The organism is Streptomyces sp. NPDC017943 (assembly GCF_044328425.1).
Classification (GTDB): Bacteria; Actinomycetota; Actinomycetes; order Streptomycetales; family Streptomycetaceae; genus Streptomyces; species Streptomyces djakartensis_A.
The window spans coordinates 506384-527525 of record NZ_JBIRHH010000005.1 but is presented as its reverse complement, the minus strand read 5'-3'; the positions used below and the strand labels follow the sequence as shown (position 1 = coordinate 527525).

At 74.4% G+C, this 21142-nt stretch carries 21 protein-coding genes; 8 read left to right on the top strand and 13 right to left on the bottom strand.

From position 1 onward, the window contains the following. Positions 1–15 precede the first annotated feature (15 nt). The gene (locus ACH4C6_RS19255) at positions 16–1638 is read right to left on the bottom strand and encodes an AMP-binding protein (protein ID WP_398109773.1); all 1623 of its coding nucleotides are present in this window, start codon (positions 1636–1638) and stop codon (positions 16–18) included. 127 nt (positions 1639–1765) lie between these two features. Between ACH4C6_RS19255 and ACH4C6_RS19250 the strand changes: the two genes are divergently transcribed. Beyond that, entirely contained in the window at positions 1766–2896 is a 1131-nt protein-coding gene (locus tag ACH4C6_RS19250; RefSeq protein WP_398109772.1) for an acyl-CoA dehydrogenase family protein, read from the top strand. Then, positions 2893–3291, top strand: a complete 399-nt coding sequence (locus tag ACH4C6_RS19245; protein WP_398109771.1) for a RidA family protein — start codon at positions 2893–2895, stop codon at positions 3289–3291. Before ACH4C6_RS19250 ends, ACH4C6_RS19245 begins: the two co-directional genes overlap by 4 nt. 35 nt (positions 3292–3326) lie before the next feature. On the opposite strand, the gene ACH4C6_RS19240 is transcribed toward ACH4C6_RS19245, so the two are convergent. After that, entirely contained in the window at positions 3327–3521 is a 195-nt protein-coding gene (locus ACH4C6_RS19240; protein WP_398109770.1) for a DUF5999 family protein, read from the bottom strand. A 246-nt stretch (positions 3522–3767) separates the two neighbouring features. Between ACH4C6_RS19240 and ACH4C6_RS19235 the strand changes: the two genes are divergently transcribed. From ACH4C6_RS19235 to ACH4C6_RS19210, 6 genes are all read left to right on the top strand, one after another. Beyond that, positions 3768–4229, top strand: coding sequence for a DUF6299 family protein (locus ACH4C6_RS19235; RefSeq protein WP_398109768.1), 462 nt, complete (start codon positions 3768–3770; stop codon positions 4227–4229). Between the two features lie 180 nt (positions 4230–4409). After that, complete coding sequence (locus ACH4C6_RS19230; protein ID WP_398109767.1) at positions 4410–5999, top strand: ABC transporter substrate-binding protein; 1590 nt, start codon at positions 4410–4412, stop codon at positions 5997–5999. Positions 6000–6019: 20 nt separating this feature from the next. Further along, positions 6020–6988 (top strand): ABC transporter permease, encoded by a 969-nt coding sequence (locus tag ACH4C6_RS19225; protein ID WP_398109936.1) that lies wholly within the window; start codon positions 6020–6022, stop codon positions 6986–6988. Next, positions 6978–7877, top strand: a complete 900-nt coding sequence (locus tag ACH4C6_RS19220; protein ID WP_398109766.1) for an ABC transporter permease — start codon at positions 6978–6980, stop codon at positions 7875–7877. Before ACH4C6_RS19225 ends, ACH4C6_RS19220 begins: the two co-directional genes overlap by 11 nt. Positions 7878–7963: 86 nt before the next feature. Beyond that, positions 7964–8893, top strand: coding sequence for an ABC transporter ATP-binding protein (locus ACH4C6_RS19215; RefSeq protein WP_398109935.1), 930 nt, complete (start codon positions 7964–7966; stop codon positions 8891–8893). Continuing rightward, positions 8886–9539: an ABC transporter ATP-binding protein gene (locus ACH4C6_RS19210; protein WP_398109765.1), complete on the top strand. Its 654-nt coding sequence runs from the start codon at positions 8886–8888 to the stop codon at positions 9537–9539. The genes ACH4C6_RS19215 and ACH4C6_RS19210 overlap by 8 nt, the downstream gene beginning before the upstream one ends. 44 nt (positions 9540–9583) lie before the next feature. Here the strand turns inward: ACH4C6_RS19210 and ACH4C6_RS19205 are convergent, their stop codons facing one another. The 11 genes from ACH4C6_RS19205 to ACH4C6_RS19155 all read right to left on the bottom strand — a co-directional run bounded on the left by ACH4C6_RS19205 (position 9584) and on the right by ACH4C6_RS19155 (position 21126). Continuing rightward, complete coding sequence (locus tag ACH4C6_RS19205) at positions 9584–9883, bottom strand: hypothetical protein (protein ID WP_398109764.1); 300 nt, start codon at positions 9881–9883, stop codon at positions 9584–9586. Positions 9884–10066: 183 nt separating this feature from the next. Beyond that, positions 10067–10831, bottom strand: coding sequence for a class I SAM-dependent methyltransferase (locus tag ACH4C6_RS19200; RefSeq protein ID WP_398109762.1), 765 nt, complete (start codon positions 10829–10831; stop codon positions 10067–10069). Between the two features lie 91 nt (positions 10832–10922). Further along, positions 10923–12119: an aminotransferase class V-fold PLP-dependent enzyme gene (locus ACH4C6_RS19195; protein WP_398109761.1), complete on the bottom strand. Its 1197-nt coding sequence runs from the start codon at positions 12117–12119 to the stop codon at positions 10923–10925. 2 nt (positions 12120–12121) lie between these two features. Next, entirely contained in the window at positions 12122–13441 is a 1320-nt protein-coding gene (locus ACH4C6_RS19190) for a pyridoxal-phosphate dependent enzyme (RefSeq protein ID WP_398109760.1), read from the bottom strand. Next, positions 13438–14934: a Y4yA family PLP-dependent enzyme gene (locus ACH4C6_RS19185; RefSeq protein ID WP_398109759.1), complete on the bottom strand. Its 1497-nt coding sequence runs from the start codon at positions 14932–14934 to the stop codon at positions 13438–13440. Before ACH4C6_RS19185 ends, ACH4C6_RS19190 begins: the two co-directional genes overlap by 4 nt. Before the next feature lie 288 nt (positions 14935–15222). Continuing rightward, positions 15223–15918, bottom strand: coding sequence for an MOSC domain-containing protein (locus tag ACH4C6_RS19180; protein ID WP_398109758.1), 696 nt, complete (start codon positions 15916–15918; stop codon positions 15223–15225). Further along, a complete protein-coding gene (gntA, locus tag ACH4C6_RS19175) occupies positions 15915–16619 on the bottom strand; it encodes a guanitoxin biosynthesis heme-dependent pre-guanitoxin N-hydroxylase GntA (RefSeq protein ID WP_398109757.1) in 705 nt (234 codons plus the stop codon). The genes ACH4C6_RS19180 and gntA overlap by 4 nt, the downstream gene beginning before the upstream one ends. 130 nt (positions 16620–16749) lie before the next feature. After that, entirely contained in the window at positions 16750–18582 is a 1833-nt protein-coding gene (locus tag ACH4C6_RS19170; protein ID WP_398109756.1) for a non-ribosomal peptide synthetase, read from the bottom strand. Then, the gene (locus ACH4C6_RS19165) at positions 18579–19838 is read right to left on the bottom strand and encodes an MFS transporter (RefSeq protein ID WP_398109755.1); all 1260 of its coding nucleotides are present in this window, start codon (positions 19836–19838) and stop codon (positions 18579–18581) included. Before ACH4C6_RS19165 ends, ACH4C6_RS19170 begins: the two co-directional genes overlap by 4 nt. Continuing rightward, positions 19835–20710 (bottom strand): alpha/beta hydrolase, encoded by an 876-nt coding sequence (locus ACH4C6_RS19160; RefSeq protein ID WP_398109754.1) that lies wholly within the window; start codon positions 20708–20710, stop codon positions 19835–19837. Before ACH4C6_RS19160 ends, ACH4C6_RS19165 begins: the two co-directional genes overlap by 4 nt. Continuing rightward, on the bottom strand, positions 20707–21126 hold the full coding sequence (locus ACH4C6_RS19155; RefSeq protein WP_398109753.1) for a RidA family protein: 420 nt from the start codon (positions 21124–21126) through the stop codon (positions 20707–20709). The genes ACH4C6_RS19160 and ACH4C6_RS19155 overlap by 4 nt, the downstream gene beginning before the upstream one ends. Positions 21127–21142 lie beyond the last annotated feature (16 nt).

Here is a 21142-nt window from a genome sequence, read left to right as displayed (position 1 = left end):
CTTAGGTCGTACGGATCAGTGCCGGTCCTCTTCCGCCGATCCGTCCCCGGTCCCCGCCGTGCGCAGCCGGAAACGCTGGAGCTTGCCCGTGGCGGTGCGGGGCAGGGCGTCGAGGAAGGCGATCTCCCGGGGGCACTTGTAGGGCGCCAGCTCGGCCTTGACGAAGGCGCGCAGCGCCTCGGCGTCCCGTGCGGCGCCCTCCTTGAGGACGGCGAACGCCACCACGACCTGCCCGCGCGCCTCGTCGGGGCGGCCCACGACCGCGGCCTCGACCACGTCCGGGTGCCGCAGCAGCGCGTCCTCCACCTCGGGGCCCGCGATGTTGTACCCGGCCGAGATGATCATGTCGTCGGCGCGGGCGACGTAGCGGAACCAGCCGTCGGGCTCGCGGACGTAGGTGTCGCCCGTGATGTTCCAGCCGCCGCGGACGTACTCCCGCTGCCGCGGGTCGGCCAGGTAGCGGCAGCCGACCGGGCCGCGCACGGCCAGCAGTCCGGGCTCTCCGTCGGGCACCGGGTTGCCGTCCGGGTCCTGCACGCGCGCCTGCCAGCCCGGGACGGCCGTCCCGGTGGTCCCCGGCCGGATCCGGTCGCCGGCCGCGGAGATGAAGATGTGCAGCAGCTCGGTGGCGCCGATGCCGTTGATGATGCGCAGCCCCGTCCGCTCCCGCCACGCCCGCCAGGTGGCCGCGGGCAGGTTCTCACCGGCCGAGACGCAGCGGCGCAGGGACGACACGTCGTGGCCGTCCAGGTCGGCGAGCATCGCGCGGTAGGCCGTCGGGGCCGTGAACAGCACCGACACCCGGTGCCGGGCGATCGCCGGCAGCAGCTGCCGCGGCCCGGCCTGCTCCAGCAGCAGCGCGCTCGCCCCGGTCCGCAGCGGGAAGACCACCAGGCCGCCGAGGCCGAAGGTGAAGCCCAGCGGGGGGCTGCCGGTGAAGACGTCGTCGGGGCCCGGCCGCAGGACGTGCCGGGAGAAGGTGTCGGCGATCGCCAGGACGTCCCGGTGGAAGTGCATGCAGCCCTTGGGGCGGCCGGTGGTGCCCGAGGTGAAGGCGATCAGCGCCACGTCGTCGGCCGCGGTGCCGACGGCCTCGTAGGGGGTGCCGGGCGCGGGGCGGGCGAAGAGGTCGTCCGGGCCGTCGCCGCCGTAGGTCGCGATGCGCAGACCGGGGACCTCGGCCTTGACGAGGTCGTCGACGGCCCGCACGTCGCACAGCGCGTGCCGGACCCGGGCGATCTCGCACATGGTGCTCAGCTCGTGCGGCCGCTGCTGCGCGAGCACCGTGACCGCCACGGCCCCCGCCTTCAGCACCGCCAGCCAGCAGGCGGCGAGCCGGGGCGTGGTGGGGCCGCGCAGCAGCACGCGGTTGCCGGGGACGACGCCGAGTTCGCCGGTGAGCAGGTGGGCGATCCGGTCCACGCGGGCGCGCAGCTCACCGTAGGTCCACCGCTCGCCGGCCGGGGTGAGGAACGCGGGGCGGTCGTCCGGCGGGCCGCTCAGCAGCTCCGCGGCGCAGTTGAGGCGGTCGGGGTAGCGCAGCTCCGGCAGGTCGAAGCGGAGCTCGGGCCACTGGTCCGGGGGAGGCAGATGGTCGCGCGCGAAGGTGTCGACGTGGGCCGTGCGCCGTGCATCCATACGGTTCGCCCCCTTGGCGTGGGTGGCTCGCTCCTGGAGCGTATCGTGTTGGTGACGACAGTCAACGGTTCGCGATAGCCTCGGAGTGACCCGGCCGGAACGCAGGGTGGCGGAGAAGGGACCGGCGATGACCGCATTCTCGCTCGAACCTGCACAACTCGCCTGGTGCGCCGAACTGCGCGCCCTCGCCGTGGAGCGGCTGCGCCCGTACGCCGAGAAGGGCGAACCCGGCCGGGTGAACCGCCCCCTGGTCGCCGAACTGGGCCGGGCGGGGCTGCTCGGCCGGCTGTTCACCTCCGGCGCGCTCGACCTGTGCCTGATGCGCGAGTCCCTCGCCCACGGCTGCACCGAGGCCGAGACGGCCCTGGCGCTCCAGGGCCTCGGCGCCCACCCCGTCCACCTGCACGGCACCCCGGAGCAGCGGGAGCGCTGGCTGCCCGGGGTGGCCGACGGCAGCGCGATCGCCGCCTTCGCGCTGAGCGAGCCCGGAGCGGGCTCCGACGCGGCCGCCCTCGCCCTCCGCGCGGTCCCCGACGGTTCCGCCCGCTGGCGTCTGACCGGCGAGAAGTGCTGGATCTCCAACGCCCCCGAGGCCGACTTCCACACGGTGTTCGCCCGGACCGGCCCGGACGCCGGGGCCCGCGGCGTCACGGCCTTCCTGGTGCCCGCCGACCGCCCGGGGCTGACCGGCCGCGCACTGGACATGCTCTCCCCGCACCCCATCGGCGCACTGGACTTCGACGCCGTACCGGTCACCGCCGCCGACGTGCTCGGGGAGGTGGGCTCCGGTTTCCGCGTCGCCATGGGCACCCTGAACCTGTTCCGGCCCAGCGTCGGCGCCTTCGCGGTCGGCATGGCCCAGGCGGCCCTCGACGCCACCCTGGCCCACACCGCCGGCCGGGACGCCTTCGGCGGCACCCTGCGCGACCTGCAGGCCGTCTCCCACCAGGTCGCCGAGATGGCCCTGCGCACGGAGGCCGCCCGGCTGATGGTCTACGCGGCGGCCACCGCGTACGACGACGGCGCCCCGGGCGTGCCCCGGCGTGCGGCCATGGCGAAGCTGCTCGCCACCGAGACCGCCCAGTACGTCGTCGACACGGCCGTCCAGTTGCACGGCGCCCGCGCGCTGCAACGCGGCCACCTGCTCGAACACCTCTACCGCGAGGTGCGCGCGCCGCGCATCTACGAAGGGGCCAGCGAGGTGCAACGCGGCATCATCGCCAAGGAGTTGTACGCCCACCTGGAGGACCAGCGGTGACCGTCGAGCGCGTCAACCCGTCCCGGCTGGCCCCGCCGGCCGGCTTCTCCCACGCCGTGGTGGCCTCCGGCTCGCGCGTGGTCTTCCTGGCCGGCCAGACCGCGCTCGACGGCGACGGCAAGGTGGCCGGTGCGACCCTGCCCGAGCAGTTCGAACGGGCCCTCGCCAACCTGCTCGCCGCGCTGGCGGCCGCGGGCGGCACCCCGTCCGACCTCGCGCGGGTCACCGTCTACGCCACCGACGTCGAGGACTACCGCGCGCACGCTCCCCGGCTGGGCGCGATCTGGCGCGAGGCGGCCGGACGCGACTATCCGGCGATGGCGGTCGTCCAGGTCGTCCGCCTGTGGGACGCGCAGGCTTTGGTGGAACTGGACGGCTTCGCCGTCCTTCCCTAGCGGCGCCGTGCGGGCGGGGCCGCGGCCCCGGGGCGTCAGGCGGCGACGGCCAGGCCCTGCGCCGTGCCCCGGTGGGGCTCCACCACCCGGCCGTCCGGTAGGAGTTCGCCGGTGTCGTCGAAGACGATCGCGCCGTCGCACAGCAGGCTCCACCCCTGCTCGGGGTGGGCGGCGACGACGTGCGCGGCGGACGAGTCGGTCGCGGGGCACTGGGTCCGGTGGGCACACATGGCGCACCTCCACGTCGATTGGGCCGTGTGAAGCTTTCCCCTACCTCTTACGGACAGACGATCCTCCCGTCTCGACCGCGGGGGAACGGAGCGCCGGCAAGCGTGACGAGTCCAGGACATCGCCGCGACCGTTCCACGACGGCCGGTGCGGACTCGCCACCGAAGGGGTGAGGGTCACGGGCCCCGGCCCCGGGGGCCGGTACGAGTGGGAGACGGACATTTCACCTTATTCTGGAGGTTTCCCTCATGGGTTCACGTTCCCTTCTCGGCGCGGCGGCCGGTGCCGCGCTGCTCCTGCTGACCGGTGCGGGCGCGGCCCCCGCCACCGCGTCCACCGCCACGCCCGGCACCGCGTCCGCTGCCGTGGCGGACAGCGTCACCGTCGACGCCATCGGCCGGATCGCCGCCGACGGCACCGTCACCCTGACCGGCACCTACCGCTGCGCGAGCGCCAGTGGCCCGGTCTTCGTCAGTTCCTCCGTGAGCCAGGGCGTGTCCACGACCCGTCACGGCATCGGCGGCACCCGGGCCGTGTGCGACGGCGCCGAGCACCGCTGGGCGAACACGGGCCGCCCCATGCCCGGCTCCCTCGTGCCCGGCGCGGCCCGGGTCGAGGCGACGCTGATGGAACTGCGCCTCCTCGGCGGCCTGCCCCTGCCCAGCGCCCACGCCACCTCGGGCCAGGCGGTCACCCTGACCCAGGGCTGAGGCCGGCAGCCCCGACGGACCGGCGCGCGAGCCGCACACGCGGGCGCCGCCGGTCCGTCGTGCGCGGTCGGCCGACGGCTTCCTGCCGGGGGGGGGGTGGTGCGCCCGAGCCCCCCTTGACTGTTTAATTGCGAGGTCTGTGCAAAAGCCAGACCAAAGCAACAAGGGTGTGAGGTCACAATGTCGACCCGTCGGATACGAGGGGCCGCCGCCACGGCGGCGCTGGCCGCGGCGGTCACCGCCTGCTCCGCTCCCGGCGGTGGCGCAGCCGACGGCGCCGGGTCCGCGGCATCGGTCGTCATCGGCGTGGCCACCGAGCCCGACACCCTCAACCCGCTGCTCGGCTACGGCAAGGACGGCAACTCCAAGATCTTCGACGGGCTCCTCGCGCGCGACGCCGAGCTGAAGCTGAAGCCCGCCCTCGCGGCGAAGCTGCCCGAGATCACCGACGGCGGCCGGACGTACACGTACACCCTGCGCGACGGCGTCGAGTTCAGCGACGGCGAGCCGCTCACCTCCGCCGACGTCGTCTACACCTACCGGACCGCGCTGGACGCCAAGACCAACAACACCTTCAAGAGCGAGCTGGACGCCGTGCGGGAGGTCCGGGCCGACGGCGACGACAAGGTCGTCTTCACCCTGAAGTACCCCTACGCGCCCTTCGCCGCCCGCACCGTCCTGCCCATCGTCCCCGAGCACGTCGCGGCGAAGCAGGACCCCAACACCGGCACCTTCAACACCAGGCCCATAGGCACCGGCCCGTACGTCCTCAGCAGGTGGAGCAAGGGCGAGAAGCTCACCTTCAAGGCCAACCCCCGCTACTGGGGCGGCAAGCCGAAGGTCACCTCCTTCACCATGGCCGTCATCGGCGACGACAACGTGCGCGCCACCCGGCTGCGCTCCGGAGACCTCGACGGCGCCGTCCTGCCGCCGAACCTCGCCGCCACCTTCAAGAACGACGACGGCAAGCGCACCCACCGGGCCCGGTCCTACGACTTCCGCGCCGTCACCCTCCCCACCGCCAACCCGGTCACCGGCGACCGCGCCGTCCGGCAGGCCCTCGACGCCGCCGTCGACCGCAAGGCCATGGTCGACAGGATCCTCGACGGCGCGGGCCGGCCCGCCTACGGGCCGCTGCCCGTCGACGACCCCGCCTTCACCCGGGACATCGAGCGCACCCGGGACCTGGACAAGGCCCGCAGGATCCTCGACGAGGCCGGCTGGAAGCCCGGCAGGGGCGGCGTGCGCGCCAAGGACGGCCGGCGCGCCGCCTTCACCCTGCTCTACCCCTCCGGCGACAAGGTCCGCCAGGACCACGCCCTCGCCTACGCCTCCGACGCCAAGGAGGCGGGGATCGAGGTGACGGCCGAGAGTGCCACCTGGGAGGTCATCGAACCGCGCATGAAGGACACCGCCGTCCTCGCGGGCTTCGGCAGCACCGGCGACCCCGACTTCGGCCTCTACACCCTGCTGCACTCCTCCCTCGCCGGCGACGGCTTCAACAACATGGCCCGCTACGACAACCCGGTCGTGGACCGCGCCCTCGACGACGGCCGCCGCAGCCAGGACCCGGCCGAGCGCAAGGCCGCCTACGACACGCTCCAGCGCGCGCTGGTGCGCGACCCCGGCTACACGTTCCTCACCCACATCGACCACCTCTACGTGCTGGCCGACCGCTGGGACGGGTTGAGCACCCAGCTGGAGCCGCACGAGCACGGCTTCGCCAGCGGCCCCTGGTGGAACATCGAGGACTGGCAGCCCGAGCAGTGACCCGCCCGCCCTGGGCCGCGATGGCGCGGCTGGCGGGGCGGCGGGCCCTGTTCGCCGGTCCCGTCCTGCTCGTCGTCACCTTCGGCGTCTTCGCCATCGCCGCCGCCTCCCCGTTCGACCCCGTCAAGGCCTACGCCGGGACCGCCGCGCTCGGCGCCGACCGGCAGACCCTGGACCGGCTGCGCGAGAACCTCGGCGTGGACGAGCCGTTCGCCGCCCGCTGGTGGCACTGGCTGACCTCCGCCCTCGGCGGCGACCTCGGCCACTCCACCGTCATGCGCCAGCCCGTCACCCAGGTCATCGGCGAACGGCTCGTGTGGTCCGCGCTGCTGTGCGCGGCCGCGTTCGCCGTCGCCGTGCTCGCCGGCACGGTCCTCGGTGTGCTCGCCGCCCGCCGCCCCGGCTCGGCGGTCGACCGGGTCGTCACCTCCCTCGCCTACACCCTGGAGGCGGCCCCGGTCTTCTGGATCGCCCTGCTGGCCGTCTGGCTGTTCGCCCTGCAGTGGGACGTCCTGCCGGCCGGCGGACTCACCGACACCGGCAGCGAACAGGTCACGTTCGGCCAGGTCGCGAGCCATCTCGTCCTGCCCGCAGGGGTCCTGGCGGTGTCGCAGCTGCCCTGGTTCACGCTGTACGTGCGCCAGGGCGTCGGCGACGCCCTGGCCGAGGACCCCGTGCGCGGCGCCCGCGCCCGCGGCCTGAGCGAACGCACCGTCCTGCTCGGTCACGCCCTGCGCTCCGGGCTGCTGCCGGTGCTCACGCTCATCGGCTCCCGCGTGCCCGAACTCATCACCGGCGCCCTGCTCGTGGAGAGCGTCTTCAGCTGGCCCGGCATCGCCGCCGCCACCGTCGAGGCGGCCACCGCGGTCGACTTCCCGCTGCTCGCCGCCCTGACGACCCTGGCCACCGCCGCCGTGCTCGCCGGGAACCTGCTCGCCGACCTGCTGTACGGACTGTTCGACCCGAGGGTGAAGCTCAGTGACATGTGACGCGCCCGCGCCCGCAGGCACCGTGGAGCGGACCGAGTGGCGGTCGTCCGGCCCGCGCCGCCGCTCCACCCGCGCCCTGCGGGTGCGCACCTCCGCCGCGCTGGTGGCCCTCACCGTGCTGGCCGTGCTGCTCGTCCCGCCGCTGGTCCAGCTCGACCAGCAGGCCGTCGACCTGGCCGCCAAACTGCAACCGCCGTCGTGGGCGCACCCCTTCGGCACCGACGACGTCGGCCGGGACCTGCTGCTGCGCTGCGTGTACGGGCTGCGAGTCTCCCTGCTCGTCGGCGTGGCGGCCGCCCTGACGGCGACCGTCGTCGGCACGGCCGTCGGCGCGGCCGCCGGGGCGCTGGGCGGCTGGGCCGACCGGGCGCTGATGCGGCTGGTCGACACGTTCTCGTCCGTGCCGCACCTGCTCCTCGGCATCTTCGTGGTGGCCATGTTCCGGCCCGGGGTGTGGCCGGTGGTGATCTCCGTGGCGCTCACCCACTGGCTGTCCACCGCCCGGATCGTCCGCGCCGAGGTGCTGTCCCTGCGGTCCCGGCCGTACATCGACGCGGCCGTCTCCGGCGGGGCGTCGAGATGGCGGGTGGCCGTGCGGCACCTGCTGCCGGCGGTGCTGCCGCAGGCCGCCCTCGCCGCCGTGCTGATGGTGCCGCACGCCATGTGGCACGAGTCGGCCCTGTCGTTCCTCGGACTGGGACTGCCGACCCACACCGCGAGCCTCGGCACCCTGATCCAGACCGCCCGCGGCTCGCTGCTCGCCGGCCAGTGGTGGCCCACCCTTTTTCCGGGTCTCTTCCTCATCGTCCCGACCCTCGCCGTCGCCGGTCTCGCCGGGGCCTGGCGGGAGCGGATCAACCCCCGCCACCGATCGGAGCTGATGCTGTGAGCACCGAGACCGACGCCGCCGGACGGGACTCCGGGGCCGGGCGGGCTCCCGTGCTGTCCGTGCGGGGGCTGTCCGTACGGTTCCTGATGCCCGGCGGGCGCCGGGTCGCCGCCGTCACCGACGCCCGGTTCGACGTGGCCGCGGGGGAGTGCCTGGCCCTCATCGGGGAGAGCGGCTGCGGCAAGTCCGTGCTGGCGTCCGCGCTGCTCGGGCTGCTCCCCGGCAACGCGCAGACCGCCGGGTCCGCCCTGCTGGGCGACCTCGACCTGCTCACGGCCGGCGAACGCGTCCTGGCCCGCAGGGTGCGCGGCCGGCTCATCGGCCTGGTCCCGCAGAGCCCGGCCGCGCACCTCACCCCCGTACGCACCGTCCGCTCCCAGCTGGAGGAGACGGTCGCGGCCCTCACCGCCACCCGGGGCCGGTCCGCCCTGCGCGCCGCCGCCGAGGCCGCCGCCGAACGGGCCGCCTTCCCCGCCGGCCACCTCGACCGCCACCCCCACCAGCTCTCCGGCGGCCTGGCCCAGCGGGCCGCCACCGCCCTCGCCCTGGTGGGCGGCGCGCCCCTGCTGCTCGCCGACGAACCCACCACGGGACTCGACCGCGACCTCGTGGACCGTACGGTCGACGAGCTGCGCCGGCACGTCGACGACCCCACGGGGACCGACGGCGGCGGACGCGCCCTGCTGATGATCACCCACGACCTGTCCGCCGCCGAGCGGATCGCCGACCGGGTCGCCGTCATGTACGCCGGCCGGATCGTCGAACTGGCCGACGCCCGCGACTTCTTCGGATCGCCCGGCCCCCGCCACCCCTACAGCCGCGGCCTCCTGCGGGCCCTGCCGGAGCGGGACTTCACCCCGATCCCCGGCATGCCGCCCGAACTCGGCGACCTCCCCGCGGGCTGCGCCTTCGCCGCCCGCTGCGACCGGGCCACCGGCACCTGCACCACCGGCACTCCACCGCCCGGCACGGTCGCCTGCCACCACCCGTACGTGCCGGAGGACGTCCGTGCTTGAACTGCGTTCCGTCACCGCCGGATACGACCGGCACGCCCCGGTGGTCCGGGGCGTCTCGCTGACCGTGGCGGCCGGGGAGTCCGTCGGCCTGCTCGGGCCGAGCGGCTGCGGCAAGTCCACCCTCGCCCGGGTCGCCGCGCTGCTGCACCGCCCCGACTCGGGCACCCTCCTGCTCGACGGCACGCCCGTCCGGCGCTGGCGCCACCGCGCCCCGCGCGAGTCGCGTACCGCCTTCGGGGTCGTCTTCCAGCAGGCCAGGCTCTCCGCCGACCCGCGGCTGCCGCTGGCCGACCTGATCGCCGAGCCCCTGCGGGCCACCGGCCGGGGCGGGCAGGCGGCGCGGCGGGTCGCCGAGCTGGCCCCGGCCGTCGGCCTCACCGACGACCTGCTGACCCGCCGGCCGCACGAGGTCAGCGACGGGCAGCTGCAACGGGCGTGCCTGGCGCGGGCGCTGGCCCTGCGCCCGCGCCTGCTGGTCTGCGACGAGATGACGGCGATGCTCGACGCGTCCACGGCCGCCGCCCTGGTCGCCGCGGTCGAGGAGTACCGGTCCGCGACCGGTGCCGCCCTGCTGGCGGTGGGACACGACCGCACGCTGCTGCGGCGCTGGTGCGACCGTACGGTCCACTGGGACGACCTGGGCTGAGCGGCGGCGCGCTCGCGCGCGCCGCCGGGACGGCCGCCGGCCCGTCAGTGGTCGTCCCAGTGGCCTTCGTGGGCGGCGTGCCGGTGGCCGTCGTGCACGTAGTCGGTGTGGTCGCCGTGCCGTACGGCCTGGTGGCCGCAGCGGTCGCCGTGCTGGTGGTCGTGGTTGTGGTGCACGGTGTGGCCGTCGGCGCCGCACTCGTCGGCGTGGCCTTCGTGCATCCGGTGGATGTGGCCGTCGTGGGCGTAGTCGGTGTGATCGCCGTGCGGGAACGCGAGGTGACCGCAGTCGTCGCCGTGGGCATGGGCGTGGTCCTGGTGGGTGCGGTGCTCAGCGGTGGTCATGGCGGTGCTCCTTGCCTGTGCGCCGGGCCGGACCCGGCGGACGCGGGGGCTCTTCGGCGACATCGACCTATAGCGGCTTCCGTCTCGATTGTCCCGGCGGCGGGCCGCCGTGCACCGTTCGGGGGAGTGCGGACGGGTGACCGGGGTGCGGGGGAGCGCGGACGGGTGACCGGGCCGGCGCGGTCAGCGCACCGCCACGACCACGCAGCTGTCGCCGTACTGCCAGACCACGCCCACCGTGCCGAAACCGGCCTGCCGCAGCAGGTCCAGGTGGTCGGGGAGCGAGAGCCCGGCGGGGTCGCCGGTGCCGGCCGACCCCTCGCTTCGGGCGCGGTCGGCCAGCAGGTCCGTCAGCTCCGGGTCGCGGGCGGCGGCGGCCCACCAGGAGTCCCAGTCCTCCTGGGCGAACACCCGCTCGCGCACGGCACGGCATCGCCCGACGTGCGCGGCGATCGCGGCCGGGGCCCCCGCGCCCTGGGGCAGGTGGTCGCCGTTGACCAGGACGCCCCCGGGCCGCAGCGCCGCGGCGAGCTGCCGGTACACGGCGGACAGGGTGTCCCGGTCCAGGTAGTGCAGGGCCGTGGTCGACACGGCCGCGTCCAGGGGCCGGTCCAGCTCCAGAGCCCGGAGCCAGCCGGGCGCGCCGATCTCCGTGTCCACGTAGCGGGCCGCGTCCGGGTGGTGGGTGCGGCCCAGCTCCAGCAGCAGCGGATCGCGGTCCACGGCCACCACCTCGGCCGTCGGCAGCCGCCGGACCAGCCGTGCGGCCAGCGACCCCGGGCCGCAGCCCAGGTCGACGACCAGGGGCCGGGCCGTCCGGCCCGCCGTCGCGTGCTCGACGACGTCGGAGATCACGGTGAACCGCTCCTCGCGGTCGACGGCGTAGCGCTGCTGCTGGAGCTCCCACCGCTCCACCCACCGCTGTGCCGTCGCCAGACTCAGCCCCATCCGCCTCGCGCCACCTAGCCGCCTCGCACCCGACCCTTGCGGACCCGAGCCTACAGGTGGAAACGGTTACCATTACGCACTGCCGCCGCCGTCAGGCGAGTGAGGCGAGAACGGACAGCAACCGGTCGATCTCCTCCACGGTGTTGTACACGTGCAGACTCACCCGGACCGAACCGGTCCGCTCGCCGGCGTCGCCCTGGCAGAGGTGGTCGGAGCGGACCATGAAGCCGTGGCTGAACAGGACGAAGCCCAGGTCGCCCGAGTCGACACCCCGGTGCCGCAGGGTCACGATGCCCCGCCGTCGCTGCACCGCCGAGTCCGCGGCCAGACTCAGCGGGCAGCCCAGCACCTCGTAGGCGTCCAGGCCGCGCAGGCCCTCGGTGAGCCGGGCGGCCAGACCGACCGTCCAGCGCTCGACGCGCTCCACCCCTGCGGCGTCCAGCCAGTCCAGGGCCGCCTCCAGGGAGGCGATGCCCACCGTGTTCGGCGTGCCGCCCCACCCGCCGGGCGTGAACCGCGGCCCGCGCTCCTGCCGCGCCCACACCGCCCCGGTACCCGGCAGCGCCAGCGTCTTGTGCCCGGAGAAGACCACGAAGTCCACGTCCAGGTCGTCCACGGACAGCGGCACATGGCCCACCGCCTGGGCCGCGTCGAGGCAGATCACCGCCTCCGGGCCGACCGCCCGGCGGATGCGCTGCACGTTCATGTCGCCGCCGTACACGTGGTGCACGTGGGTGGCCGCGACGAACCGGGTGCGCGGCCCCACCCGTTCGGCCAGCGCGCGGTGGTCGTAGTCCCACGAGCCGCTCTGGTACGGCATCGGCACGACCCGCACCCGTACTCCTTCGCGGGCCAGTTGCCGCCGGGCCTCCAGCCAGGGCTCGATGTTGGCCCGGTGGTCGGCCCCGGGCACGACGATCTCGTCCCCGTCGCGCAGGAATCCGGGCAGCCAGTCCCGTGCGATCGTGCGCAGCCCCTCGGTCGTGCCGCTGGTGAAGTGCACGCCGGGACGCCCCGGACGGGTGTCCCCGAGGAACCGCCCGACCCGTTCCCGGGTGCGCTCCACCAGGTCCGTCGTCCGGTTGGCCCAGGTGTAGGTGCCGCGCGCGGCGTTGGCGTTCGACGTGGTCAGGTACGTCTGCACCGCGTCCAGCACGGCCCGCGGCTTCTGCGAGGTGGCCGCGCTGTCCAGGTACGCCAGCTCCGGGTGCCCGGCGACGAGGGGGAACTGGGCACGCAGCTCCCGCTGCCACGCGTGCAGGTCCTCGCAGGTGGTGGGTGCCGTCATGGTCAGTCCCGCACCAGGGGCGCGCCCGCGTCCCGCCAGGCGATGATGCCGCCGGCCAGGCTGCGCACGTCCGGGTGGCCCATGCGGGTCAGCAGCGCCGCGTACCGGGCGGACCGCTCACCGACCGGACAGGCCAGCAGGACCGGGCGGCTGCGGCTGAACGGCAGGCCGCCGCGGGCGAGTTCGGCGAACAGCTCGTCGACGATGTTCACCGATCCGTCGATGTGCAGCGCCGCGTAGGCGAAGGGGCTGCGCAGGTCCACGACGAGCGGCGCACCGGTCCCGATCCAGCGCCGCGCCTCGTCCACGGTGACCGTCGCCGCCCCGGCGACCTCGGCCTCGGTCAGGTCCTCCGCCGCGTTCCTCCGGGCCGGCCGGCCCAGCAGGTCCGGCCGGCGCTCCCGGACGTAGCCGACGTAGCTCTCCACCCGGTCGCAGACGATGAACACCGCGGTCCGCCGCCCGGCCTGCTCGTCGTCCAGGGCGCGCAGGTGGCGGACGGCGCCGAAGTAGGCCGCGCCACCGGTCGGGCCGCCCAGGATGCCGCAGCGGCGGTTGAGCGTGAGCATCCCCTCGATGGCCTCGTCCGCCGTCACCGAGTCCATCGTGTCGTAGGTGTCCGGGTCGAACAGGCCGACCTCCTGCACCTCGTCGATGGTGCGGATGCCGGGGATGAAGTCGGACTTGGCCGCGACCAGGCCGACCACGCGCACCGACGGGTCCTCCGCGCGCAGCGCCCGGGCGACGCCCGTGGACGAGCCCGCCGTGCCCACGCAGGCGACGAACCAGTCCGGGACCCTGCCGTCCAGGTCCTTCACGATCTCGGGGCCGGTGCCGGTGAGATGCGCCTCGGTGTTGCGCGCGTTGAAGTACTGGTCGGTGTGCAGGTACGAGTCGCCCGAGGCGGACAGGGTCCGGTGGAACTGCGTCAGCGGGTCGTCCGCGGCGGTCGGGTCCAGGCACTCGCTCTGGCCGGGCAGTTCCTCGATCCGCGCCCCGAGCAGCAGCAGGAGGTCCCTGATCTCCGGCACCCGCATGCGGTTGGTCACGCTCCGGAAACCCAGCCCGTGCATGCCCGCGATGACCGCCAGGGCCTTCGCCGTGTTGCCGCTGGACAACTCCACCACCTGGCTGCCCCGTGCGGCCGCCTCGGCCAGCAGCGGCTCCGCCATGCTCCAGGCGGCCCGGTCCTTCACCGAGCCGAAGGGGTTGAGCATCTCGAGCTTGGCGTACAGGTCGATGTGGCGCAGCCCGTGCACGGCAGGGTCGATCCGCACCAGCGGCGTGTTGCCTATCGCCTCGGTGATGCTGTCGTACCTCACAGGACTCCCCCCGAGGGCGTGGTCGGCCAGAACTGCTCGTCGAGACACCACCGCCAGTGGTCGCCGTCCTGCCAGGCGGCGACCTTCCGTGCGGTGGGCTGCAGTTGGGCGCCGGTGGCGTGGAAGTCCATCGCGTATCCGGCGGTGTTGGCGAAGGCCAGCAGGTCACCCGGCTCGGGACGGCGCGGCAGGAAGACCGTGCGCCGGGTGATCAAATCCGACTCCAGGCACAGACTCCCGAAGAGATGGACGGCGACGGGCCGCTCCTCGGCGGCTCCGGCGGCGCCCCGGGGGACGACGACCGGGTCCACCAGCACGCCGTGGTCCTCCAGGGCGATGTCGTCCGCCTTCGCGGCCAGCCGGACGAGCAGCGGGCCGCCGCCGTCCTGGGCGCGCACCTCCAGCACGCGCGCCAGCGTCAGCCCGCACTGGTCGAGCAGGGCCCGGCCGGGCTCGGTGTGCAGGTCGTACAGGTGCTCCAGCAGCAGCGAGGCCAGCGGCCGGCCGCCCAGCGCGGCGGCGGGCCGGCCGAGCAGTTCGTCGAGGTAGGCCGCGCCCGCGACGGGCCGGTACGCCGGGTACAGACCGAGCGTGCCGCGCAGGGTGCCGGACTCCTCGCGCAGCCCGTACCCGTGACCGCCCCAGGCCAGCGGCGGGCGGCGGCCCAGGACGGCCGCGGTGAGCTCCGTCGTGTACGCCTCCCACTGCTCCCGCTCGGCGAGGTAGCTGACGCCGAACCCGCCGCCGATGTCGACCGCGCGGGGCCGCAGCCCCCGGCTGCGGAACGCCTCCAGCGCCACCAGGCACCCCTCCAGGGCGACGGCCTTCTCCGCGACGCTCGTGGTGTCGAGGTGGAAGGCCACCCCGGTCGCCTCCATCGCGTCGCCGTGCCGCTCGACCGTCTCCAGCAGCAGCGCCAACTCCCGGACGGGCGTACCGAAACGACTGCGGCGGCTCAGCACCCGCACCCCCGGAGCCTCGAACCCCGACAGTCTCAGCAGCACGGGCACCGTTGGCAGGGCGTGCTTGCGCACCAGCGCCGCCACCTGCTCCAGCTCCGCGGCGGAGTCGGCGCTGACGGTGACGCCCGTACGGGCCGCCAGCCACAGGAACTCGGGGTTCTTGGGGCCCGTGGCCGTGATCCGCCGCGCGTCGAAACCGGCCCCGAGCGCGTGCTGCAGCTCGCCGAGCGAGGCCACGTCCACGCCCGCGTCCGTCGCCGCGAGCCGCCGCAGCAGGGCGCTGGAGCGGCTGGCCTTGTGGGCGTAGAAGATCTGCCCCGGCAGCCGGTGCGTCCGGTACACCGACCGGAAGCCCTCCACGTTCTCCGCGATCTGGTCGGGCACCACGACGTGCAGGGGCGAGCCGAACGCGTCGGCGAGCGTGTGCAGCGTCCCGTGCGCCGCCATGAGCGACCGGAGCCGCGGCTCCAGCCGTGGTGCGAGGTACAAGGGCTCCGGCGGTGGTTCGACGTACAACGGCCGGCCGTCCATGCGCGCTCCCTCCCCTGAAGCCGCTGGGCCCGATGTCCGGGCACGTCGGACACTCCCCGTGTGTCGCCGTATGACCCCTATCCATTCCCCGGTCGCTTTACGCCCTGCAAGGCCGGGGCCCCTCCCGCGGCCGGTGCGAAGCGGATCACGACGCCCGGGGGCGGCGCGCGCCGGGCGCCCACTACGCGCCCCCACCGCCCGGAGGGGCACCCCGTGCAGCCGGTCGCCCTCGCCGGACGGGTCCCGGGGCGGTCGTCCGGGCGGGCGAGGCCGCTGACCGGCGGCGGGTCACCGGCCCTTGCCGGCGCGGTACTTGCCGGTGTACCGCTGAGCGATCTCCCGTTGCTCGCGCTCCATCCAGGGGGCGGCGACCAGTACGTCCGGCAGCAGGGCCCGCTCCAGCGTCACCGCGCGGAACAGACGGGAGACGGTGACGTCGTGGTCCGGGCGGTGCACGACGGCGATGCGGTCGCCCGCGCGGATGTCGCCTGCCTCGATGACGCGGAGCATGGCGCCCGGCGACGCCGCCTGCGTGAATCGGCGCACCCAGCCCTTCTCGCCGAGCCAGCCGGCGAAAGTACGGCAGGGGATGCGTCCGCCGGTCACCTCCAGGACGGTGGAGGGACCGACCCGCCACCGTTCCCCGACCAGCGCGTCGCGCAGGTCCATGCCGAGGACCGTCAGGTTCTCGCCGAAGGAACCGTTGCCCAGGACCCGTCCCAGCTCCCGCTGCCAGCCGTCCAGATCCTCGCGGGCGAAGGCGTACACGGCGCGATCGGCACCGCCGTGGAAGCGCAGGTCGCAGACCGTGTCACCACGGACCCCGCCGCCCGCGAGGCCGGGTGGCCCCGCGGGGGCCACCCGGACCGGCCCGTCGACCGGCCGTTTGTCGATTCCGGTCGCGCCGCCCGGAGCGTCCGTGAAGGCCACCGCGCGGGCCCGGCCGACGTTGACGCTGAGCACGGAGCCGTGCGCACCGCTCACGCGTCGGGCCGCCGCGTGACCGGCTGCGCGCCCGCGGCCGCACCGGACTCGGGGGCGAACGGGCAGCGCCAGTGCGCGTCCGTGCGCATACCGGAGTACTGACGCGCCTCGGAGGCCTCGCCGAACTCGGCGAGGTTCGGGTTGATGGAACCCTGCAGGCGCATGTCGCGCTCACGGATGCGGTGCTGCAGGCCCTGGTAGACGCCGTTGTCCACCAGGCGCTTGAACTGGTGGTGGGAGTTGAACGCCATCGCGGGGAACGGGAAGCGGCGGGTGACCCGCGACGCGTTCTCGTGCAGGCCCACGATGAAGAACGGGTGTCCTGCCACGCTGAAACCGAACCGCGGGGAGGCGGGATCCGGATCCGCACCCTCCGCCCAGGCGAAACCGCGCTCGGCGTCCACGGCGTGCAGCTCGGTCAGCTGCCGCCACAGCAGGGTGTGGAAGTCCGGCTCCGTGAGCCCCAGCGGCCCGTCGAAGACCGCGACGACGGTGGCGAAGTTCTGCTCGGGGGCCAGGTCGCGCGAAACGAACTCCGTGAGGGCGTCGTGGAGCGCCGTCGTCGCACTCCCGGTGCCCATGGCACCCACCTGGACCTGACGCAGGCTCCCGCGGCGCAGGGCCGACTTCGCCCCCAGGCAGGAGAACTCCTCGCTCTCTATCCAGGCCGCCAACTGGTCATGGACGGACACGGCTGTCATCGAACCTCTCCCTCGGTGTGTCGGTCAACGTGCTCTTCTGCGCCGCGCTCTGGTGTGCCGGGCTGTGATCTGCCGGGGTGTGCCGAGGCGCTCGTGCGGCTGCCGCTCGTCGACCGGCACCGCCTCCTCCTCAGCACCGCACGACACTGGCCGCGGCGGAGCGTGCGTCGCGCGCCGTCAGCAGGTCCGACGGCCGCAGGCGCCACCCGCGTTCCCGCATCGCGGAGCTCACCCGCAGGGCGGCGAGCGAGTCGCCGCCCTGGGCCAGGAAGTCGTCGTCGGGCCCGAAGGCGGGGATGCGGAGCTGGGCCCGCACCAGGTCCAGCAGCAGGGCGAGTTGGTCGTCCTGCTCCGCAGAGCCGTCCCGGGCCGCACCGGACGCGGTGGTCGTCTGCGGCACGGGCGCCGCGTACTCCTGCGTGAGGAGCGCCGCCACGGCGCGGCGGTCGATCTTGCCGGAGCCGGTCAGCGGGAGCCGGTCGTGGACCCGTATCAGACCCGGGACCAGGTGGGAGGGCAGGCGTCCGCGCAGGTCCTCGCGTATCTGCTCGGCCGTCGGGCCGCCCGTGGTCACCGAGAGCGCGGCGGCCAGGACGCGCCCGCCGGTCCCGGTCCCGTCGTCGAGCGCCACGGCGGCGGCGCCGGTGACGCCCGGAGTGGCGGTCAAGTGCCGGTCCACGTCGTCGAGTTCGATCCGGTAGCCCCGGACCTTGACCTGGTTGTCCAGACGGCCGAGGAACTCCAGGGCACCCTCGGCGTGGCGTACGACCTGGTCCCCGGTGCGGTACATCCGCGCGTCGGCCACCGCGGCGAACGGGTCGGGACGGAAGCGCTCCGCCGTGCGCGTCGGGTCGTCGAGGTACCCGTGGGCGAGCGGACTCCCGCCGACCCACAGCTCACCGGGGCTGCCGTCCTCACAGGGGCGCCCGTCGGCGTCCAGGACGTACAGCCGGCGGGCGCCCACCGGCCCGCCGATGGGCAGCCCGGTCGTCGCCGGGACCGGCTCCTCCGGCCGCAGGACGAACGCCGTGCAGGTCACCACCGTCTCGGTCGGGCCGTAGCCGTTGACCAGCGTGCTGTGGCCCAGCGGTCCGTCGCGGTGCGCCCGCACGTCCGTCGTGACCGCCGCCTCGCCGCCGATGACGACGGTGCGCACGCCCTCGAAGGAGGGGCCGGTGCCGTCCCGCCCCTGCATCTGGGCGCAGAGCAGGCGCCAGTACGCGGTGGGCAGCTGGAGCACGGTCACGCCCAGGTCCCGCACCCGGCGGGCGAGCTCCGCCGGGCTCAGGGCACGGTCCGGGGTGTTCAGGAAGGCCACCGTGCCTCCGACGGCGAGCGTCGGCCAGATCTCCTCCTGGGCGACGTCGAAGCCGAGTCCGGCGAACTGCAGCACGGTGTCGTCGCCGCGCAGTCGCAGAAGGTCGCCGATGCCGGTGGCGTGCTCGGCGAGGGCGTCCTGGCCGACGAGCACGCCCTTGGGGGTGCCGGTCGATCCGGAGGTGTAGATGACGTAGGCCGCCCGGTCACCGGACGGGCCGATCGCCGGACGCGGGGGAGAAGCCGTGCCCACGAGGGCGCGGGGGCCGCCGGCGTCGACCACGGCCCTGGCTCCCGAACGGCCGAGCAGCCGGTCCCGGTAGGCGTCCGGGGCCGCGGCGTCCATGGGCAGGAAGGCGGCGCCGAGATGCCAGCAGGCCAGCATGGCGACGATCGTCCCCGGGCCGGAGGGCAGGCACAGCCCGACGACGTCGCCGGCGCCCACGCCGAGCGACGCCAGCTCGGCGGCGGACGTCCGCGCGCGATCCGCCAGCTCGGCGTAGGTGACCGCCGTGTCGGCGGTCCGCAGGGCGACACGCTCGCGGACGGCCGGGTCGGGGTGCCCGGCCCTCGCGGCGATCCGGTCGGCCACCGGCGGGGAGGCGGCGGTGGAGACGGCAGGACGGATGATGCTGATGGAGGTCATCGGACACCTGACTCGGTGGGAAGGTTCGGACGGTCGTCGGCGGCCGGGGCGTCCTCGGGCTCGGCGTGCGCGGGCCGCAGCCGGCGGCCGGCGGACAGGGCGACCAGGAAGCCGATCCCCCCGCACAGGGCCGCGAAGGCGTAGGCGGCCTGCGCACCGCGGGAATCGGCGACGTGGCCGCTCACCGACGAGCCGATGGACACCCCCAGCCAGAGGGCCGTGGACTGCCAGGCCAGCGCCTCCGTGCGGTGCGAGGCGGGCACACCGTCCACGACCAGCATCATGGCGACGATCATGGCCGGGCAGGAGCTCGATCCGGCCAGCAGGAGCACGACGCCGGCCCCGGCGAAGTTGTCGACCACGAGCATCGGCAGGATCCCGACCGCCATGACCAACGTCGAGACCCACAGGATCCGCGGCAGCGGGGCCGACCACTCGCGCGCGCCGTAGACCACTCCCGCCACCGAGCTGCCGATCGCGTAGATCCCCAGCAGGATGCCCGTCATGAACGGCTGGTGCTTCTCGTCGGAGAACGCGACGGTGGCGATGTCGATTGAGCCCCACATGCCGCCGAAACACAGGTTCAGTGCCGCCACGAGAGCGACCGGCCCCAGGAACAGGGCGCTCCTGCCGGCCCGCGGCCCGGGCTTGCGCTGCGGCTCCGTGCGCCGGCTGAGCGCGAGCAGGACACTGCCACCGCACACCAGGACGAGCGCGCTGACGAGACCCGCCGCCGGGCTCACCCCGACGGCGAGCGAGGTGGCGATCACCGGGCCGACGATGAAGACCAGCTCGTCGACCAGGGACTCCAGCGCGAAGGCCGTCCCCTTCAACGACGAGCCCTCCAGCAGGGCGCTCCAGCGTGCCCGGACCATCGAACCGAAGGCGGGAGTCGCCGCACCCGTCAGCGCCGCCGTGACGAACAGGACCCACAGCGGGGTCCCGTCCCTCAGCGTGCTCACCACGAACGCGCCACCGCTGACCGCGCACAGCACCGCGCAGGAGAGCAGCACCTTCCGCTGCCCCACCCGGTCGGCCACCCGGGCCAGTTGCGGCGCGGCCACCGCGTACCCGACCGCGGAGACGGCCGACAGCGCCCCCGCGGTGCCGTAGTTGCCCCGCGTGGCCGAGACGAACAGCAGGATGCTGATGCCGGTCATCCCCAGCGGGAACCGGGCGAGCATGCCGGGCAGGAAGAACCCCCACGCCCCCGGGGTCGCCAGGACCGTGCGGTAGCGCGCGACTCCCGTGCTCATCGCTTCAGCTCGGCCACGAAGCCCGCGACCAGGCGCGTGAGGGCCTCCGTCTCCTCGAAGTGGACGGCATGGCCGGCGTCGAGGTCGCGCGTCTGCAGATCGGGGTGACTGCGCAGGAAGTCGCGCACGCGGCCGTTGTCGACCAGCTTGTCCCGGGTGCCGAACACCGCCCGCACCGGCAGCCGCCCGATGCGCCCGTACTCCGTCTCGGACTTGACGGCGATGGCCTCCCAGGCGTCGATCGTGCCGGCCGTCACGTGCGAGAGCTTCAGCTTGTCGTCCTCGATGGCCGCCAGCCACTCCGCCCGATCGGTGAAGTCGGACGGCCGCAGCGGCACCCTGATGAACGGGCGCGTCGCCTCGACGGTGATGCCGAGCTCCTCGACGACGTCCAGGGCGGCGTCGATCGAGCGGTCCAGGACGTCGGAGTAGCGGTCGTTGAAGAAGAAGCCGGGGCAGACCATGAGCAGGCTCGCGAGCACGTCGCGGTCCGCGAGCCCGGCCGCGGCGACCGTCGCGACCTGGGCGCCGAAGCACCAGCCGGCCAGGTGGAGGCGGGTCGCGGGGCGGGCCTCCTTGAGGCTGCCGAGCAGCAGCTCGATGTCCCGCACGGCCAGGTCGCCGTCCGGGATGTGCCCGCGCAGGGCGTTGAGCCCCGAACCGCGCAGGTCGACGGCGAGGAAGGCGACATCGTGGCCGAGCCGGGCCAGTCCGGCCCCGAGCGGCGCCTGCCAACCCGCGTGGCTCATGCCCCCGTGGAGCATCACCACGAGGTCGGCAGCGGTCTCGGAGCCCCACCGCCGGTAGTGCGTGACGTCCCCGTCCGGCTGCTCGAAGGTGTGGACGCCTTCCAGAGTCGTCTGCGTGATCACTGCTGTTCGCTCCTCTGTGTCGCCGTGGTGTCCTCGGTGCACGCGAGCGCCTCGACCTCGACGCGCAGCGCGGGCGTGGCCAGTGCGGCCACCGTCATGACGGTCATGCAGGGGCGCAGGTCGCCCAGCCACTCACCCATCCGGCGGCGCCGGCGCTCCAGGTCGATCTCGCCGGCGAAGTAGAACGTCAGCTTGACCAGGTCCTCGTGGCGCATGCCCGCCGCCCGGAGGTTGGCCGTGACGTTGTCCAGTGCGACGCCGAGCTGCTCGACCGGGTCGTCGGGCAGCTCTCCGGCGGGGGTCATGCCGATCTGGCCGGAGATCACGAGCCACCGGACCGGCCCGGTGATCTCGGCCTGGTGCGAGTACGCGGCGAGTGGCGCCGCGATCCCCTGGGGGTTTCGGAAGGTGTTCACGGTGTTGCCTCGGTTC